This window comes from Flavobacterium psychraquaticum (genome assembly GCF_034497725.1).
Lineage (GTDB): Bacteria > Bacteroidota > Bacteroidia > Flavobacteriales > Flavobacteriaceae > Flavobacterium > Flavobacterium psychraquaticum.
Map to the genome: position 1 here is coordinate 81,036 of NZ_JAXKVR010000030.1, position 18,913 is coordinate 99,948.

The following is an 18,913-nucleotide window of genomic DNA, read 5'->3' on the forward strand; positions in this document are numbered from 1 at the left end:
TATTGAAATAATTATACTTGAAAAGATAAAATGACTTCCTATTAAAAATCACTTCCTATTATGTTTGAATGTTTTAAGAAGTATAACTACTTTTGCCCCACAAAACAACACAACATAATGAACTCAACAAAAAAAATTGCTTCGGCATTAATTTCTGTATTTGACAAAACAGGCTTAGAGCCAATAGTTAAAGCACTTCATCAAAATAACGTAACTATTTATTCGACGGGAGGAACTGAAACCTTTATCAAAGATTTAGGTATTCCAGTTGTGGCTGTTGAAGACATTACTTCTTTTCCCGAAATATTAGGTGGAAGAGTAAAAACTTTGCATCCAATGATTTTTGGTGGTATTTTAAACCGTCAAGACAACGAAGGTGATGTAAAACAAATGCAAGAATTTAAAATTCCGCAAATCGATTTAGTAATTGTTGACTTATATCCTTTTGAAAAAACGGTTGCATCTGGTGCTAGTGAAGCTGATATTATCGAGAAAATCGACATTGGTGGTATTTCATTAATTAGAGCTGCAGCTAAAAACTTCAAAGACACAGCAATTGTGCCTTCAGTAGATCAATATGCTCCATTTTTGAATTTTTATACAGAAAACAATGGTGCTACAACTTTAGCAAATAGAAAATTATTAGCAGCGCGAGCATTCAATGTGTCTTCACATTATGACGGAGCTATTTTTAACTATTTCAATCAAGAACAAGAAGAACCAGTATTAAAAATTAGCGAACAAAACGGACAAGTTTTACGCTATGGAGAAAATCCACATCAAAAAGGATTTTTCTATGGCGATTTTGATAAAATATTTACAAAGTTACACGGTAAAGAACTATCATATAACAACCTACTAGACGTTGATGCGGCGGTGAATTTAATGAACGAATTTAAAGGAGAAAATCCTACTTTTGCTATTTTAAAACACAATAATGCTTGCGGTTTAGCAACAAGAAGCACAATGGTTGCCGCCTATTTAGATGCTTTGGCAGGAGATCCAACTTCAGCTTTTGGAGGAGTTTTAATTGCTAATGGAAAAATTGATGTTGCTACGGCAAAGGAAATTAATAATTTATTTTGTGAAGTGGTAATCGCGCCTTCATACGAACCTGAAGCTATTGCTATTTTAGAAGAAAAGAAAAATAGAATTATTTTAGTTTTAAACGATATTGCTTTACCACAAACTACTGTTCGGACTTGTTTAAATGGCGTTTTGGTTCAAGACAAAGACGGTGTAACTGATTCAAAAGCACATTTAACTACAGTAACAAAAACAGCTCCAACAGCGGAAGAAATTGAAGATTTATTGTTTGCTTCAAAGATTTGCAAACACACCAAATCAAATACTATTGTTTTTGCTAAAAACAGACAACTTTTTGCTTCAGGAACAGGACAAACCTCAAGAGTTGACGCTTTGCAACACGCCATTGAAAAAGCAACTTCATTCCAATTTGATTTAAAAGGCGCAGTTATGGCAAGTGATGCGTTTTTCCCATTTCCAGACTGCGTTGAAATTGCAGATAATGCAGGAATAACAGCAGTAATTCAACCCGGTGGATCTATTAAAGATGATTTAAGCATTACCTATTGCGACGCCCATAAGATGGCTATGGTTTTTACTGGAATACGTCATTTTAAGCATTAATATTTAGTTGAAAAAATAAAAATTTTAAGCGCATTAAAATAAATTATTTTAATGCGCTTTTATTTGGAGTTATTCCAGATAATTTTTATAATTTTGTAGTTGAAAACTTTTTTCACAAAACCCTAAACCATTCTTTAACTTATGGGATTTTTTGATTTCATGACCGAGGACATTGCAATTGACCTTGGCACCGCAAATACCTTAATTATTCACAATGATAAAGTTGTGATTGACGCTCCGTCTATTGTCGCTAGAGACCGAATAACGGGAAAAATTATCGCTGTAGGTCAGGAAGCAAATTTGATGCAAGGGAAAACGCATGAAAACATAAAAACAATTCGTCCGTTAAAAGATGGAGTAATTGCTGATTTCGATGCTTCGGAACAGATGATTAAAATGTTTATTAAAAGCATTCCCGCTTTAAAGAAAAAATTATTTACGCCGGCACTTCGTATGATTATTTGTATTCCTTCCGGAATTACGGAGGTAGAAATGCGTGCGGTAAAAGAATCTGCTGAGCGTGTAAACGGTAAGGAAGTGTATTTAATTCACGAACCTATGGCAGCAGCTATCGGTATCGGAGTAGACATTATGCAACCAAAAGGGAATATGATTGTTGATATTGGTGGTGGTACAACAGAAATTGCTGTAATTGCACTTGGTGGAATTGTGTGTGATAAATCCGTTAAAATAGCAGGTGACGTTTTCACCAACGATATTGTATATTACATGCGAACACAACATAATTTATTTGTTGGAGAAACAACCGCAGAGAAAGTTAAAATTCAAATTGGCGCTGCTACAGAAGATTTAGACAATGCGCCGGAAGATATGTCAGTGCAAGGACGAGACTTACTTACAGGAAAACCAAAACAAGTAGATGTATCTTATCGTGAAATTGCAAAAGCGTTAGACAAATCTATCCAAAGAATTGAAGATGCTGTAATGGAAACCTTATCGCAGACTCCGCCAGAATTAGCTGCTGATATTTATAATACAGGGATTTATTTAGCAGGTGGTGGTTCTATGTTGCGTGGATTAGACAAACGAATTTCATTAAAAACAGATTTACCTGTTTATATCGCAGAAGATCCTTTAAGAGCTGTAGTACGAGGAACCGGAATGGCCCTAAAGAACATCAACAAATACAAAGGAATACTGAATAAATAAAAAATAATTCATGCAGCAAATAATTAGTTTTATCATAAAAAACAGCAATCGATTGCTGTTTTTGCTGCTTTTAATTATATCGCTAACGCTAACGATTAAGTCACATTCTTATCACCGAAGTGAATATGTAAATTCTGCAAATGCAGTCACAGGAACTGTATACGAGAAAATTAATGAAGCTAATGAATACTTAAGTTTAAAAGAAAAAAACAAGGAATTAGCTTCAGAAAATGCTTTACTTAAAGAATTACTTTTCAATAAAAAAGATACTTTACTAACTTCAAAAACTGTTTTTAGAAGCGACTTAAACAATTTTAATGTTGTAGTAGCAAAAACCGTTAAGAATTCATTTAACAAAAGGGAAAACTATATTACAATTAATGCTGGAATTAAAGCTGGAATTAAAACAGATATGGGCGTTGTAAATGATAAAGGTATTGTCGGTTTAATTGAAAAAACATCAGACAACTTCTCTACTATCCAGAGTATTTTGAATATTAAGTCAAAAATCAATGCTAAAATTAAACATTCAGAGCATTTTGGTTCTTTGGTTTGGGATGGGAAAAATGTTGGGTTCGCTCAATTAATTGATGTTCCTAGATTAGCTTCCTTAAAAAAAGGCGACTCTATTGTAACTGGAGGAAATTCCGATATTTTTCCGGAAAATGTTCCGATTGGAAAAGTTGATAAAATTTTCATCGATAAGAAAACCAATTACTACACAATCAATGTTCGACTATTCAATGACATGACTTCCATTGGCTACGTTTATATCATCGAAAATAAAAAGAAACAAGAGAAAGAAGCTTTAGAAATTAAAACAGCAGCACCAAAGAAATAAGTGAATAATAATATTTTAAATAGCATCCGATTTATAGTGTTTTTGGCACTACAAATTTTACTATTCAACAATATCAATTTGTTTGGATATTTAAATCCGTATCCTTACATTTTATTCATTTTGTTATATCCTGTCAATAGTAATAAAGCAGTTTTGCTTTTAAGCAGTTTTGCAATGGGAATTTTACTAGATATGTTCGCAAATTCTGGCGGCATTCATACTATGGCATCTATTACTTTAGCTTATTTTAGACCTGCATTATTTAAATTTGCTTTCGGTTTGAGTTATGAATATCAAACCGTGAAAATTGCGGATAAAATTACTCCTGAAAGAATTACGTTACTTGTGCTAGCTATATTTATACATCATTTCATATTGTTCTTTTTTGAATTTTTGAGATTAGACTTAATTTTTGATATATTGATGAGAACCTTATTGAGTACCTTGTTCACTTTCATCATTTCATTACTTATCATCTTCTTAATTAAGCCAAACAAACGATGAGAAAAATTGTTTTACCAACGGTAATCATTATTACTTCTATTATCTTAATTGCTCGTATTTTTTATTTACAAGTGATTGATGAAACCTTGAAATTAAAATCGGAAAATAATGCCATCAAAAAGGTTTTTGATTTTCCAGAGCGCGGTTATATCTATGATAGAAACGGAAAACTACTTGTGGCTAACCAACCTTCCTATGATATTATGGTTGTCCCTAGAGAAATTAAAGAAATTGACACCACTGAATTTTGTAATTTATTGCACATCACCAAAGTTGATTTTGTCCGAAAATTAGAAAAAGCAAAAATATATAGTCCAATATTGCCATCCGTTTTTTTATCGCAATTAAACAAGGCAGAATATGCGGCTTTTCAAGAAAAAGAAAGAAAATTTGAAGGTTTTTATACCCAAAAAAGAGCTTTAAGAGATTACCAAGTTAAAGATGGTGCTAATATTTTTGGTTTTATTACACAAGTAAATGAAGCTATAATAGACCAAAACCCGTATTATAATCCAGGAGATTTAATAGGCAAACAAGGAGTTGAACAAGAATATGAAGAAATACTTCGAGGCGTAAAAGGGATAAAATATCTTCTTCGAGATAAACACAACAAAATAATTGGACCATATAAAAATGGTGAATTTGATACAATTTCTCAACAAGGAAAAGACTTAACGTTAACAATTGACCATGAATTACAAAAATATGGTACAGAATTAATGATTAATAAAAGAGGCGGAATTGTTGCCATAGAACCAAAAACAGGTGAAATATTAGCTTTGGTTTCAGCCCCAACATTTGATCCAGCTATGCTTGTTGGTCGTCAGCGATCAAAAAATTACACAGCACTCTATAATGATTCCATTGCAAAACCACTATATGATAGAGGACTTCAAGCGACATATCCACCAGGTTCACCCTTTAAAATTATTACCGGGTTAATTGGTTTGCAAGAAGAAGTAATTGATGAGAACACCGTTTTTTACTGTAATGGAGGCGCCAACTTTGGTCGCTTTATGAAATGTCACTGTGGTTTACATACGCTTCAACTAAATAATGGAACTTACAAATCTTGTAACAGTTATTTTGGAAACACTTATAAAAGAACAATCGAAAAATACAAAGATTCATATTATAGTGTAGATAATTGGGCCAATCATGTTAGAAGTTTTGGATTAGGACAATACTTAGGAACTGATATGCCTATTGGTGCTAAAGGTTTGGTTCCGACTTCCAAAATGTATAAAAAAATGTACAATGGCGCACCGATTAGAAGTTCTTATATCATTTCCAATTCTATTGGGCAAGGCGAAATATTAACATCACCTATTCAACTAGCAAATATGATGGCAGTTGTCGCTAATCAAGGTTATTTTTACACACCGCACATCGTTAAAAAAATTAAAGGACAAGCGCTAGATAAAAAATTCACAACAAAACATTATTCTACAATTGACAAACAATTTTTCCCCGCAATGATTCAGGGATTAGCAGATGTTTATAATGTTGGTACTGCTTCTAGTTTAAGAGTTGAAGGTTTAGAAATATGTGGTAAAACAGGAACAGCAGAAAACAAAATTAGAGTTGCTGGCAAAACCTATCAATTAAAAGACCACTCCATTTTTGTGGCATTTGCACCAAAAGAAAATCCCACTATTGCAATAGCTGTATTTATTGAGAACGGTTATTGGGGAAGTAGATGGGCAGGACCAATTGCTACCTTAATGGTGGAAAAATATGTAAATGGAAAAATTACCCGTACAGATCTGGAAGAAAAAATGCTAAATGGAAGCTTAGCTTCTGAATATGAAAAAATTGAAAACATCATCCGCCAGCGCATACCAGAACAAACGAAAGAAGAGGAAACAGCTACAGTTATTAAAAAAACAATAGACGAAGCTATAAAAGAAGAGCAAGAGTAATTCAAATGAGAAATCAAAGTGTAAGAAATAGAATCGACTGGATTACCATCTTGCTTTATGTTATTTTAGTAGGATTAGGTTGGATGACTATCTATTCAGCATCGCTTCCTGTGGAAGAAACTCCCATTTTTGATTTATCTCAAACTTATGGTCGTCAAATGCTATTTATTGGCCTTGCGATTCCTCTAATTTTAGTAATATTATTTACAGATGCCAAGATATTCGAACGCCTGTCATTTGTTTTTTATGCAATTGGGATTTTGCTATTACTCGGTCTATTCGTCTTCGGAGTAACCAAAAAAGGACAAACCAACTGGTACCAATTTGGCGGATTTGGGTTTCAACCATCAGAATTTGTTAAGATCGCAACTGCTCTACTATTAGCAAAATTTATCAGTTATTCGCAGATTAACTTCAAATTCACCAAGCATCAAATCATTGGGTTAGCAATTATTTTTGTGCCTATTTTTCTAATCTTGCTACAGCCCGATGCCGGTAGTGCCATGATTTTTCTCTCCTTAATATTTGTTTTAAACAGAGAAGGATTGCCCAGTTGGTATTTTATTTCAGGGATTACAGCCGTTGTGCTTTTTTTCGCATCGCTTGTAATTGAACCAACTTATATCATAGGTGCATTGGCCGTTTTGATGATTATTCACTATATTTTTAATAGAAAAATCACTAGAAATCCTATTGTATATGGGCTGCTTTATATTGCTATGGCTGCTTTTACCTATTCTGTTGACTATGTATATGACTCTGTTTTAGAACCTCATCAGAAAGATCGTATTAATGTATTAATTGGCGATGATGTAGACATGAAACGAGAAGGTTATAATTTAAATCAATCGATGATTGCAATCGGTTCTGGCGGACTAACAGGCAAAGGATATCTAGAAGGAACCCAAACGAAAGGTGGTTTTGTACCTGAACAACATACCGACTATATATTCACAACAGTAGGCGAAGAATGGGGATTTTTAGGAAGTATAACTGTAATCATTTTATTTGTTGCGCTTTTTTTAAGAATAATTTATCTAGCAGAACATCAGAAAACTAAATTTAGTAGAGTTTATGGCTATTGTGTAGCAACTTACTTGTTTACACACTTTTTCGTAAATATCGCAATGTTAATCAAACTTTTCCCCACTATTGGAGTTCCTCTACCTTTTTTCTCCTATGGAGGTTCTAGTTTATGGTCCTTTACTATACTCTTATTTATTTTCATTAAATTGGATGCTAATAAAGTAAATGAATGGTAATTTAAAAACTCCAATTTTTGTATTCAGCATTTTTTTCTAATACCGATTCATTAGAATCGCTTAAATTCGGAAAGAAATCAATTCCAGTCATTTTTTCTATTGCGTCTACAGAAATCACAAATTCATATAATGGTTTGTTTGAGTTTTTGTGAGGTACTAAAAAACCAATCATTCTCTTGCAGTCTTGAGTTAACAATACTTTATAAAAATAATTTGGCACCGCTACTTCTTCTTTACCAATAGTTTTTAAATTATCACTTAAAATACCACCCGTAATTACATAAATTCCATTGTATTTTTCTGCCCAATATCTCGTTTTCTCTTCTAATCGATTCCAAACACCTGAATTAAAATCATGTCGTTGCGGCGAAATGTTAGAAGTGAAAAAAGTTTCTTTGTAGGAAGTAAAACTTGCTTTTCGATCACCAGCAGGGCATAAATGGCCTTTGTCATAGCCTGAATTTTTATAATTTCTCCAATCTGCAGAATTTGTTTTTACTAAGAGGTCTTGCTCAAAAAAGGGTCTTTCATAATTAGCATATTTGAAATCAGAAGACTGTAAAGAATAAGCAACCCATTCGCTTTGTTCAAAATCTTCAGCATAGGAAAAACTATAACCCTCTCTTTTTACAACAGCATTTGTAGTAGATGTAGGCATAAAATCAAATTTTGACGCGATACTTTCCCCTTTGGTAATAGAGTTGCTCACATCCATTTCTACCGCTCTTGAAGGGTTTAAATCATTGCAAGAAACAAATATTAGTAAAATTAGTATTAGGCTTTTTCTTTTCATTATTGGCGTAGTTTTTGTTACCTTTATAAAGATAATTATTAAAATTGAAATCATGAAAATAAAAATTTTTATTCTAATCGGCTTGTTTAGCCTACAAGGTGTTTTAGCTCAAGAAATTATTGTGGACACATTAAAAGTGAAGCAAGAAAAGCTAATGCTAGAACAAAAAGCGGAAAAAGAACGGATGAACGCTGAACAAAAACTCACAAAAGCCAATGAAAAAGCAGAAAATGAGCGGATAAAAGCTGAAAAAGAAAGCATCAAGAGAGAAGAAAAAGCAATCAAAGATCGAGAAAAGGCGGAGAAAGAACAAAAGAAAGCGATTAAAGATGCAGAGAAAGCGCAGAAAAAAGCAGAAAAAGAATTAAAAAAAGCGCAAAAGGAAATTGACCAAAGAGCTAAAGTTCAGAAAAATATTTATAAAGCAAAAGACAAAGTTGCTAAACAGAAAAAGTCTTTAGAAAAGGATCAAGAAAAGTATGGTAATCTAAAGAGAAAAGGCAAACTTTCAGAAAAAGATGATTTGAAATGGAGAGAGAAACTTCTAAAGCATGAAAGTAAATCATTAGAGTTACAAAAAGATTTAGATAAAGCAGAAACTAAACTTAAAAAATTAGATTAAAAAAATCCCGATTCATAATGAATCGGGATTTTTTTGTATTAATTCAAACTTATTTTCTTTACTAAAACCTTTGCATTTCCTATTGGCTTCATTTCGGAAATTACATTTAAAGTTTCTTCGACATAAATATCCTTCTGCAAATCTTCGTGCCAGCGATCGCGCTTCTGCTTCAACAAAGTATCTTTTTCAAACAACACAACTTCATTAGGTAATGATTTAAATTTCAAATTGTTGTTATATTCAGATATAGCTTTGTACTTCTTAATTTTGGCATCAACAATATCATTTTGCTTTTTAAATTCGTTGATATTTAAGCTGTAATTGTTTTCATCTTTACGTTCAAATATCCATTTTGCATTGTCATTAATTAAACCAAAATTAGGGTTAGTTTCAATTCTTCTTTTTGAATTGGCAATAATACTTTCATAATTAACTGCTATTGCATTATACTTTACGGGTGCAATTTTATCCCAAGGTAAAGCACTTTCTTCATCACGCTCACCCATATCTAAATAAGCAAAACGATCTGGAAAAACGATATCGCTTTTTACTCCTTCTCTTTGTGTTGAACCACCATTTATTCTATAAAACTTTTGAATCGTAGTTTTTAAAGCCCCTAAATCGCCATAAGAATTTCCTCTAACAAACTGATTCAAATCAATTACGTTTTGCACCGTTCCTTTTCCGTAAGAGTGTTTACTACCTACAACAATTCCTCTATTATAATCCTGAATAGCAGCAGCAAAAATTTCAGAAGCCGAGGCCGAAAAATTATTAATCATAACTACTAACGGCCCATCATATTGCATTTTAGAGTCTGTTTGTATTTGTTTATCTGGATTAGGCAAAACATCTGCATCTCTTCCTGGTGCTTTTACTTGAACAACTGGTCCTTCTTTGATGAATAAACCAACCATTTGAACGACCGTTTCTAGTGAACCTCCTCCATTATCGCGTAAATCCATTACAATTCCGTCAACATTTTGCTCTTTTAAACGTTCAATTTCAATCGCTACGTCTTTATAAGCATCTCTTTTTAGTTTATTTTCAAAACTAATATAGAATTTTGGCAAATAAATAATTCCAAATTTCTTTCCGTCTTTTTCGACAACGGATGATTTTGCAAACGTTTCTTCCGTTTCAACCTCATCTCTAATAATTGAAATCACTTTTATGGTACCATCTACTTTTTTAACTGTTAATCGAACTTCTGTTCCTTTTGCTCCTTTAATTTTTTTCACCACATCATCTAATCGCATTCCTGCAACATCCATTGGCTCTTCTTTTCCTTGACCTACTTTCATAATCAAGTCGCCCGCTTCTAATTGTTTACCTCTCCAAGCGGGTCCGCCAGAGATTAATTCAGAAACTTCAACACCTGATTCTTTCTTCTGTAATTTTGCACCAATTCCTTGAAAAGTGCCGCTCATACTTACATCAAATTTTTCTTTGTTTTCTGGTGAAAAATAGAATGTGTGTGGATCAAAACGTTCAACAATAGCATTTAGAAAAATAGAAAACCAATCATTTCTATCTAATTCCGTTTGAACAAAATCAAAATATTCATTTAACGATTTCAAAGAATTTTCACGCACTTCTTTTTCGATTAATTCAAAAGATTTCATTTCATAAGACGCATCTTTTTCCTTTTTATCTTGTTCTAGTTTTTGCTTATCTACAATTGAAGAAAGTGCTTGCAATTTCAATTGTTTTCTCCAACGCTCATTTAATTCCTTTTTGTTTTTGGAAAAGGCCATCTTTTCATAATCTACACTGATAGTCTCATTTGCGTTAAAATCAAATGGATTTTTCAAAATAGCACTATAAATATCCCGAGATTCTTCCATTCTTTGCAAGAAACGACTATTTGTTAACTCAAAGAAAGTCAAATCTTTATTTTTGATTAAGTCATCAATTCCTTTTTTGTATTTACTAAATTCATCAAGATCACCTTGCAAAAAGAAACGCTTGGTAGGGTCCATTCCGTCAATATATTTATCATACACTTTGACAGAAAAATCATCATCAATTGCAACCGGACTATAATGACCACGTTCTAACACCATCGTTAGTAGTTCCAAAATAGTTCTATCCTTTTCAGGATCTTGCTTCTTTTCGTTTGGCATAAAGCTCCACAAAACGGCTGAAAGAGCAACTATCAACAAAATAACCTTATAATTTCTTTTCATAAATTCCACAATTCTTTTCATTAAAAAATTTTCAACTAAATTACATAAAAAACCATGCCACAAGTATATAATTTACTATAATTTTTTGTTAAACACATAATTTTCTTCCCAGACGAAAAGGTTTCATATAAATTATTTAATTTAGCCAAAAAGAATAAAATGGCAAAACCACTCATCCTTATTACAAATGACGATAGCATTGTAGCACCAGGAATTAGAGCTTTGATTGAAGTAATGAAAGAAATTGGTGATGTGGTGGTTGTCGCACCAGACAGTCCACAGAGTGCGATGGGTCACGCAATCACCATAAACAACACGCTTAAACTCGAAAAAACTACACTAAATGACTCAGATACTGAAGAATATAGCTGTAGCGGAACACCGGTGGATTGTGTAAAAATTGCTGTAAACCAACTACTAAAAAGAAAACCAGATTTATGTGTTTCGGGAATTAATCACGGATCAAATTCTTCTATAAACGTAATATATTCTGGTACGATGAGTGCCGCGGTCGAAGCCGGAATTGAAGGAATTCCTGCCATCGGCTTTTCATTATTAGATTACAACTGGGATGCCGATTTTGAACCTGTAAAAAATTACGTAAGAAAAATTGCTTTAGGTGTCTTAGAAAAAGGATTGCCTGAGGGAGTAATTTTAAACGTAAATTTTCCTAAATTAAGCGAAGAAGAGATAAAAGGAGTGAAAATTTGCCGTCAAGCAAAAGCGATGTGGCAAGAAGAGTTTGACAAACGTACAAATCCACAAGGAAAAGATTATTATTGGTTAACTGGGAAATTTGTTAACCAAGATAAAGGAACTGATACCGATGAGTGGGCTTTAGAAAACGGCTACATTTCAATTGTTCCGGTTCAATTTGATTTAACGGCACATCACGCAATTCAGCAATTGAATGCTTGGGAATTATAAAATAGTTGTATATTTATTCAAGAATAAAGTTTAAATGAAATATTACATCATAGCTGGAGAAGCTTCAGGCGATTTACACGGCGCCAATTTAATGAAAGCGCTGTATGAAAAAGAACCAAACGCAGAAATTCGTTTTTGGGGTGGCGATTTGATGCAAAACGTTGGCGGAACGATGGTAAAGCATTATCGTGAATTAGCATTTATGGGCTTTTTGGAAGTTATTCTAAATTTAAAAACGATTCTTAGTAACATCAAAATTTGCAAAAGAGATATTGAAACTTTTCAACCTGATGTGCTAATATTTATTGACTATCCAGGATTTAATATGCGAATTGCCACTTGGGCGAAAGCCCGAAATATTCCAACACATTATTATATTTCACCTCAAATTTGGGCGTGGAAAGAAAATCGTATCAAAGCCATTAAACGTGATGTCGATTTTATGTACGTAATTCTTCCGTTTGAAAAAGATTTTTATGAGAAAAAACATCATTTTTCTGTTCATTTTGTAGGTCATCCATTAATTGACGCTATTGCTGATCGAACAGAAATTTCAGATGCTCAATTTAGAAAAGATAACGCTCTGAACGAAAAATCAATCATCGCATTATTGCCGGGAAGTCGTAAGCAAGAAATTGCAAAAATGCTTTCGATTATGCTTTCTGTTGTAAATGATTTTCCTGACTATCAGTTTGTAATTGCCGGTGCACCGAGTCAAGAATATGAATTCTATGAGAACTTTTTAAATAATGAAAATGTAAAATTTATTGCGAATAAAACTTACGATTTATTAAGTCATTCGCACGCAGCATTAGTTACATCAGGAACAGCAACCTTGGAAACGGCTTTGTTTAATGTACCCGAAGTGGTCTGCTACAAAGGTAGTTGGGTTTCTTACCAAATTGCTAAACGTATTCTGACCTTAAAATACATTTCATTAGTCAATTTAATTATGGACAAAGAAGTAGTAAAAGAGCTGATTCAGGAAGAATTGACTACCAAAAATTTAAAAATAGAATTAAATAAAATTTTAAATACTGATGGTCGTGCGAAGCTTTTAAAGGAATATGCACAGCTAAAACAGAATTTAGGAGGTGAAGGCGCAAGTAAAAAAACAGCAGCATTAATTATAAATTCTTTAATGAAATAAAGCTTATTGAAGCCATTAAAATTTCCGTTAATCACAATTGCCAGTAGTTTTTCAATTGGAATAATTGCGGCCTATCATTTGGAATTTTCACTTGCAGCATTACTGATTATCCTTTCGGTTTTGTTGCTACTTCTTTGTGTTTTGTTTTGGAAAAGCAAGAAGGAATTGATTCCAGATACTACTTTTGGATCGGTGACTTATTTACTTTCTTTTACGCTGGGAATGCTCACGTTTTTCGTTCACTCCGATGTAAACAAAGAACTTCATTACACCAAATTAAAAATTAACACTTCGAATTCGATTCGGGGAATTGTGTCAACTTCTATAAAGCCGAATGCCAAATATTATAAATATTTCGTTGAAATCAAGGAGTTTAATGAAGTTGAAGCTTCTGGCAAATTATTACTTTATGTGCCAAAAACCAATCTCAAAAAACTCAAATCGGGTGATGAAATTTGGCTAAAGAATTCGATTTATCCCATTCCAAAAGCTTTTAATCCGTATCAATTTGATTATGCTAACTATTTGAAAAAGCAAAATGTATTTCACCAGATTTATGCCTCAGAAAATCAAATTAAAATCATTCAAACGCATAAAAATTTCAATTACCACATAGAACAACTTCGAAATAAATTGAGCAGTAGTTTCGATATACATCATTTCGACCCAAAAACAAAGGCGATAATTGATGCACTTTTACTAGGTCAGCGCGTAGATTTAGACAAAGATACAGTGGCTGATTATTCAAATTCGGGTGTTATTCATATTTTAGCAATTTCAGGTTTACATATTTCAATCATCTACTTTTTTATTGTGTTTCTTCTAAAACCATTAAAAAGAATCCGTTTTGGAAAGGAATTGCAATTACTAATCGTTTTAATATTGTTATGGATATTCGCATTTTTAACCGGTTTACCAGCTTCGGTGACAAGAGCAGTGACTTTATTTAGTTTCGTTAGTATTGGTGCTTATTTCAATCGACCAAAAGCGACTTTCAATGCCATTGCAATTTCAGCCTTATTGATTTTACTAGTTAAACCAAATGCCATTTTTGATATTGGTTTTCAATTGAGTTATGCAGCCGTAATCTCAATTGTTTTGTTTCAACCTTTTTACAAAAAATTATATTTTACAAAAAATAAAATCGGAAGATACTTTACAGATATTGTGTTAGTTTCTTTAGCAGCACAAATTAGCGTTTTGCCTTTGAGTTTGTATTATTTCAATCAATTGCCTTTATTATTTTTAATGGCGAATTTGGTCATTATTCCGATTGCAACTGCCGTTTTAATTGGTGGAATTGTAATCTTAATTTTAAATTTCACTATTCCAACTTTAGCAATCTTTATTGGCAAAATTCTAGCATTCTTAATTAATTGTATGAATCAGTACATTCATTGGATTGCACAGTTTAAAAGCGGAATCATTACAAATATTTCTTTTTCGGGAATATTAACTTTACTAATGTACTTGGTAATTATCAGTTGTATTTACTGGCTGTATCATACGAAAATGAAAAACTTCAAATACATATTAACTTCAATTTTAATTTTCCAATTGAGTTATTTCGGAATAAAATTGAGTGAATACAAGAATACGGAAGCTTTGGTTTTAAATGCAAAAACAACAACCATTGCTGTAAAACAAAACAATACTATTTTGGCTTATACAGATGAACCTCAGATAAATACGGAAGTTTTAAATCATTACAAAAGAGGTACATTTTCTGATTCATTGCGAATTTTTTCACTTCAAAATACTTTGTCTTTTAACGGAAAAAGAATATTAGTGATTGATAGTTCGGCAGTTTATAAAACATCAATAAAACCCGAAATCATCATCTTGACAAAAAATCCGAAAGTAAATTTATCCCGATTAATACAAGAAATAAAACCACAATTAATCATTGCTGATAAAAATAATTATAAAAACCTTACAAAATTTTGGTCGGAAACTTGTGAAAAAGAAAAAATCCCTTTTCACGCCGTAGCTGAAAAGGGATTTTATATATTGAAGTAAACTATTACTTCTTGACGATCTGATTGGCGGCCGCTAACCATTTTTCTGGTCCGCCCGCTACATAACCAGTGCTTCCTAAAGCATTAAGATTAACTTTAGCATCAGTAGTTTTTGCTGCACTTACAAACCAAACCGTTGGATAACCTCTAACTTGCAATTGTTGTTGCAATTGAGCGTTTTGCATTTTTACTGCATCCGTTTGTTCATTTTTTCGTGGAAAATCTAACTCTACTAAAACTACACTTTCTTTTGCCCATTTAATAAATTCGGGCGTATTGAAAACTTCTTTTTGCAAACGAATACACCATCCGCACCAATCTGAACCTGTAAAAAACAAGAACATTGGTTTGTTTTCTTTAATTGAAATATCAGTTGCTTTTGACATATCAGTATGCCAAGTTAAACCTTCCTGTGCTTGTGTAGAAAAACTAAATAAAGCTATAAAAGCTATAAAGATTATTTTTTTCATTGTATATTTTTTTTCTAATAAATCAAAAGGAGTGCCAAACTAGTTTTATCTGACACCGTGCATTAATTTTTTGATTACTGGTGACATTACAAATGAAATAACAGCGACAATTAAAGAAACTATTGCAAGCATCCAGAAGAAATAGCTCAATCCTTTTTCGTCGGCAATTTTATCAATATTTTCACCAAATTTAGCGGCACCTTTCATCCCTATTGCAACAGCTAAATACCAAATTCCAAACATCATTGCAATCATTCGTGCAGGCACTAATTTACTTACGTAAGATAATCCCACAGGAGAAATACAAAGTTCAGCCATTGTTACAAAAAGATACACCAAAATTAAGTAAATCATACTAACAGAAGCTGTTTTCGCTCCCGGTTCAATTCCTTCGGCACCGATGGCTACAGTAATCATTCCAATTGCTAAAAAAACCATTCCTAATGCATATTTCATATTTGCAGAAGGATTGTATTTACTTTCCCACCATTTTGAAAAAAGTGGTGCTAAAGCGATAATATAAAGTGAATTTAAAGACGAAAACCAGGAAGCCGGAACCTCTAAAGAATCTTCTGCAAATTGATTATATAACATCCAAAATGCAATTCCCCAAATAATTACAAAACTCGAGGCTAATACTAAATTTGCAACGGCATATTTAGAAAAAGTTTGTTTAAATAACAATAATAAAACCCAAGTAATTATACCAAGAGGTACTATTACGATTGCTGCATTTACAAATTTAAAAATCAAACCCGCACTTCCATCTAAGATTCTATTGGTATAATCATCTGCAAAAATAGTTAATGTTCCTGGAGATTGTTCGAAAATGGCCCAAAAGAAAATAGTTAGAAAAGCGAAGAAAGAAACAGCAATCATTTTTTCTTTTGTAATCTGAGAATAACTTGTTATTCTATAAACCAAAAGGAATAAAAAAAGAATGATTGCTAATAGAATTGTAAAATTATTACCTGACAAACCAAAGACCTCAAAATTAAAAATATCTAGTTCACCATTTGTAATAATTTTAGCGGGTTCAAACACAATCCAAACTAAACCTAAAACGGTCATTAATCCAATAAGAGCTATTTGCCAAACTGGAAATGGATTTAATTTATCGTTATTTTCATCTGTAAGCGCTACTTCTTTTTTTACAGGTTTTAAACCAATATCTCCAAAAATATTTTGAGACAACCAGAACTGAATAAGACCGAAAAGCATAAAAATTCCAGCCAAACCGAATCCCCAGTTCCATCCTACTTGCTCACCTAAATAACCACAAAGCACAATTCCAAAGAAAGCACCCGAGTTTACACCCATGTAAAATATAGTGTAAGCTCCGTCTTTTTTCTCAGGTCTATCTTTATACATTTCAGACACTATTGAAGTCATATTTGGTTTAAAGAAACCATTTCCGAACACCAATAGAATTAATCCCGTATAAATGAAGAAGGGTGTTTCTAAAGCCATTGCACCATGGCCAAGCGTCATTAACAAAGCACCAATCAGAACAGCCCAGCGATAGCCTATTTTTTTATCTGCGAAATAGCCCCCCATCATTGTAGAAAGATAAACAAGCCCTACATAAGAACCAAAAAGCGCCATAGCTTGTTCACGTGTCCAATCCCATCCACCATTTAAGGCTGTTGATGTAAAAAACATTACTAAAAGAGCACGCATTCCATAGAAAGAAAAGCGTTCCCACATTTCTGTGAAAAATAACACAAACAAACCACTTGGGTGACCTAAAACGGTACTTTTAAAAAACTGATCAGTTGATTTTTGATTCATAACGCTAGTTGATTTTTATTTGATTCCGTGCATCATTTTTACTAATTTCTTGTTGAATAACAACAACATCACCGCTGCAAACAAGGGAACACCTGCGATGAAAATAAAGAAATATGAAAGTGAATAAGCTGCTGAAATTTTATCGATATAAGCTCCCATATAACTTCCGATAAAGTTAGCGATGGCAGAAGCAGTAAACCATAATCCAAATAATAAACCTACGAATTTCTTAGGCGATAATTTACTTACGTAAGATAATCCTACTGGTGATAAACACAATTCTCCCATTGTATGGAAAAAGTAAGCTAAAATCAACCAAATCATACTAACCGCAGCTGTTTTTGCTCCTGTAGGAATACTTAAACTTCCATAAGATAAAGCGAAGAAACCAACAGCGACAAAGATAAGTCCTAATGCAAATTTAACGGGTCCTGATGGATTCCATACTTTTTCCCACATTTTACTAAATGAAGAGGCTAATGTGATAATGAAGAATGAATTCAAAATTTGAAACCAAGAAACCGTAACTTCTGTAGCTTCTAATGAAAATTCACGATTTACTTTCCAGATTCCTAATCCCCAAATAATAACAAAAGAAATGGCTGTAAATATAATAGTTAATGGATATTTTGCATAAATTTTCTTCGACAAACCAATTAACACATAGGTTACAATCGCAATAGGGAAAATGGTTAAAATAGCATCAATCCATTTAAAGAATGTTGCCGAACTTCCCGTTAAGGCTCTTTGTGTATAGTCTTTTGCAAATAAAGTCATCGAACCTCCTGCTTGTTCAAAAGCAAAAAAGAAAAAGATACTTGCCATCATAAATACACCAACAACAATTAATCGATCTCTGATGATATGTGGCTCAGTTGCTACTTCTTCACTTTCTTCAGCTGTCAATTCTGATTTTTTTACGATGTCCACATCTTGTCCAATCACACCAAATATTTTTTGTGCGAAAAAGAACTGCAACATTCCAAAAAACATAAAAACTCCGGCTAAACCGAAACCATAATGCCAACCGATTTTTTCTCCGATATAACCACACAATAACATTCCTAAGAATGCACCTGCGTTAATTCCCATATAGAAAATTGTATAACCTGCATCTTTTTTAGCACTTGTATCAGGATATAATTGTCCTACCATTGATGAAATATTCGGTTTAAACATACCGTTTCCTAAAATCATAAATAATAATCCAACATAAAAAAAGTTTTGACTAAAACCTTCTAGTGCCATTGAGGCGTGACCTAAGGTCATAATTAAAGCACCAATTAAAATTGCTTTTCTATAACCGGTAAATCGGTCGGCAATCATTCCACCTAATAAAGGAGTCAAATAAACCAATCCTGTATATAAACCATAAAGTTTCAAAGCTTCTTCGTTTGTCCAAGCCCATCCGCCTTTAGAAAGTTCGCTAACCAAAAACACAGTTAACAAAGCACGCATTCCGTAATAAGAGAAACGTTCCCACATTTCTGTAAAAAACAAAACAAACAACGAAGCCGGATGATCCATAACCATCGCACCATCGATACCTCTATTTTGTAAATGTTTTACTAATAATTCATCTTGCTGTTCTATCATCGTTCAAT

The 18,913-nt window shown here is 32.8% G+C and carries 15 protein-coding genes; 10 read left to right on the forward strand and 5 right to left on the reverse strand.

Translation table 11 applies throughout. From position 1 onward, the window contains the following. The first annotated feature begins 117 nt into the window (after nucleotides 1-117). From purH to rodA, 6 genes are all read left to right on the forward strand, one after another. Nucleotides 118-1,650 (forward strand): bifunctional phosphoribosylaminoimidazolecarboxamide formyltransferase/IMP cyclohydrolase, encoded by a 1,533-nt coding sequence (gene purH / locus T1L09_RS10145; protein WP_322550851.1) that lies wholly within the window; start codon nucleotides 118-120, stop codon nucleotides 1,648-1,650. 141 nt (nucleotides 1,651-1,791) lie between these two features. Then, nucleotides 1,792-2,820, forward strand: a complete 1,029-nt coding sequence (locus T1L09_RS10150) for a rod shape-determining protein (RefSeq protein ID WP_322550852.1) — start codon at nucleotides 1,792-1,794, stop codon at nucleotides 2,818-2,820. 10 nt (nucleotides 2,821-2,830) lie between these two features. Beyond that, nucleotides 2,831-3,661 (forward strand): rod shape-determining protein MreC, encoded by an 831-nt coding sequence (mreC, locus tag T1L09_RS10155; RefSeq protein ID WP_322550853.1) that lies wholly within the window; start codon nucleotides 2,831-2,833, stop codon nucleotides 3,659-3,661. Continuing rightward, nucleotides 3,662-4,165, forward strand: a complete 504-nt coding sequence (locus T1L09_RS10160; RefSeq protein ID WP_322550854.1) for a rod shape-determining protein MreD — start codon at nucleotides 3,662-3,664, stop codon at nucleotides 4,163-4,165. It begins immediately after the preceding gene. Continuing rightward, nucleotides 4,162-6,087, forward strand: coding sequence for a penicillin-binding protein 2 (gene mrdA, locus T1L09_RS10165; RefSeq protein ID WP_322550855.1), 1,926 nt, complete (start codon nucleotides 4,162-4,164; stop codon nucleotides 6,085-6,087). Before T1L09_RS10160 ends, mrdA begins: the two co-directional genes overlap by 4 nt. A gap of 5 nt (nucleotides 6,088-6,092) precedes the next feature. Then, nucleotides 6,093-7,349: a rod shape-determining protein RodA gene (rodA, locus tag T1L09_RS10170; RefSeq protein ID WP_322550856.1), complete on the forward strand. Its 1,257-nt coding sequence runs from the start codon at nucleotides 6,093-6,095 to the stop codon at nucleotides 7,347-7,349. Between the two features lies 1 nt (nucleotide 7,350). On the opposite strand, the gene T1L09_RS10175 is transcribed toward rodA, so the two are convergent. Continuing rightward, nucleotides 7,351-8,142: a DNA/RNA non-specific endonuclease gene (locus tag T1L09_RS10175; RefSeq protein ID WP_322550857.1), complete on the reverse strand. Its 792-nt coding sequence runs from the start codon at nucleotides 8,140-8,142 to the stop codon at nucleotides 7,351-7,353. Nucleotides 8,143-8,194: 52 nt separating this feature from the next. Between T1L09_RS10175 and T1L09_RS10180 the strand changes: the two genes are divergently transcribed. Next, the gene (locus T1L09_RS10180) at nucleotides 8,195-8,764 is read left to right on the forward strand and encodes a hypothetical protein (RefSeq protein ID WP_322550858.1); all 570 of its coding nucleotides are present in this window, start codon (nucleotides 8,195-8,197) and stop codon (nucleotides 8,762-8,764) included. A 38-nt stretch (nucleotides 8,765-8,802) separates the two neighbouring features. Here T1L09_RS10180 and T1L09_RS10185 read toward each other — a convergent pair whose 3' ends face one another. Next, nucleotides 8,803-10,974, reverse strand: coding sequence for a carboxy terminal-processing peptidase (locus tag T1L09_RS10185; RefSeq protein WP_322550859.1), 2,172 nt, complete (start codon nucleotides 10,972-10,974; stop codon nucleotides 8,803-8,805). Nucleotides 10,975-11,112: 138 nt separating this feature from the next. Here T1L09_RS10185 and surE point away from each other — a divergent pair, with 138 nt between their 5' ends. The 3 genes from surE to T1L09_RS10200 are packed head-to-tail and all read left to right on the forward strand — an operon-like array spanning nucleotide 11,113 to nucleotide 15,049. Beyond that, nucleotides 11,113-11,880: a 5'/3'-nucleotidase SurE gene (surE, locus tag T1L09_RS10190; protein ID WP_322550860.1), complete on the forward strand. Its 768-nt coding sequence runs from the start codon at nucleotides 11,113-11,115 to the stop codon at nucleotides 11,878-11,880. A gap of 34 nt (nucleotides 11,881-11,914) precedes the next feature. Next, a complete protein-coding gene (gene lpxB, locus T1L09_RS10195; protein WP_322550861.1) occupies nucleotides 11,915-13,030 on the forward strand; it encodes a lipid-A-disaccharide synthase in 1,116 nt (371 codons plus the stop codon). Nucleotides 13,031-13,036: 6 nt separating this feature from the next. After that, nucleotides 13,037-15,049, forward strand: a complete 2,013-nt coding sequence (locus T1L09_RS10200; protein ID WP_322550862.1) for a ComEC/Rec2 family competence protein — start codon at nucleotides 13,037-13,039, stop codon at nucleotides 15,047-15,049. Nucleotides 15,050-15,053: 4 nt separating this feature from the next. Here the strand turns inward: T1L09_RS10200 and T1L09_RS10205 are convergent, their stop codons facing one another. Genes T1L09_RS10205 through T1L09_RS10215 form a run of 3 tightly spaced genes read right to left on the reverse strand, consistent with a single transcriptional unit; the run spans nucleotide 15,054 to nucleotide 18,842 of the window. Beyond that, entirely contained in the window at nucleotides 15,054-15,518 is a 465-nt protein-coding gene (locus tag T1L09_RS10205; RefSeq protein WP_322550863.1) for a thioredoxin family protein, read from the reverse strand. 45 nt (nucleotides 15,519-15,563) lie between these two features. After that, on the reverse strand, nucleotides 15,564-17,309 hold the full coding sequence (locus T1L09_RS10210) for a peptide MFS transporter (RefSeq protein ID WP_322550864.1): 1,746 nt from the start codon (nucleotides 17,307-17,309) through the stop codon (nucleotides 15,564-15,566). Nucleotides 17,310-17,324: 15 nt separating this feature from the next. Then, nucleotides 17,325-18,842, reverse strand: a complete 1,518-nt coding sequence (locus T1L09_RS10215) for a peptide MFS transporter (protein WP_322551555.1) — start codon at nucleotides 18,840-18,842, stop codon at nucleotides 17,325-17,327. Nucleotides 18,843-18,913: the final 71 nt, after the last annotated feature.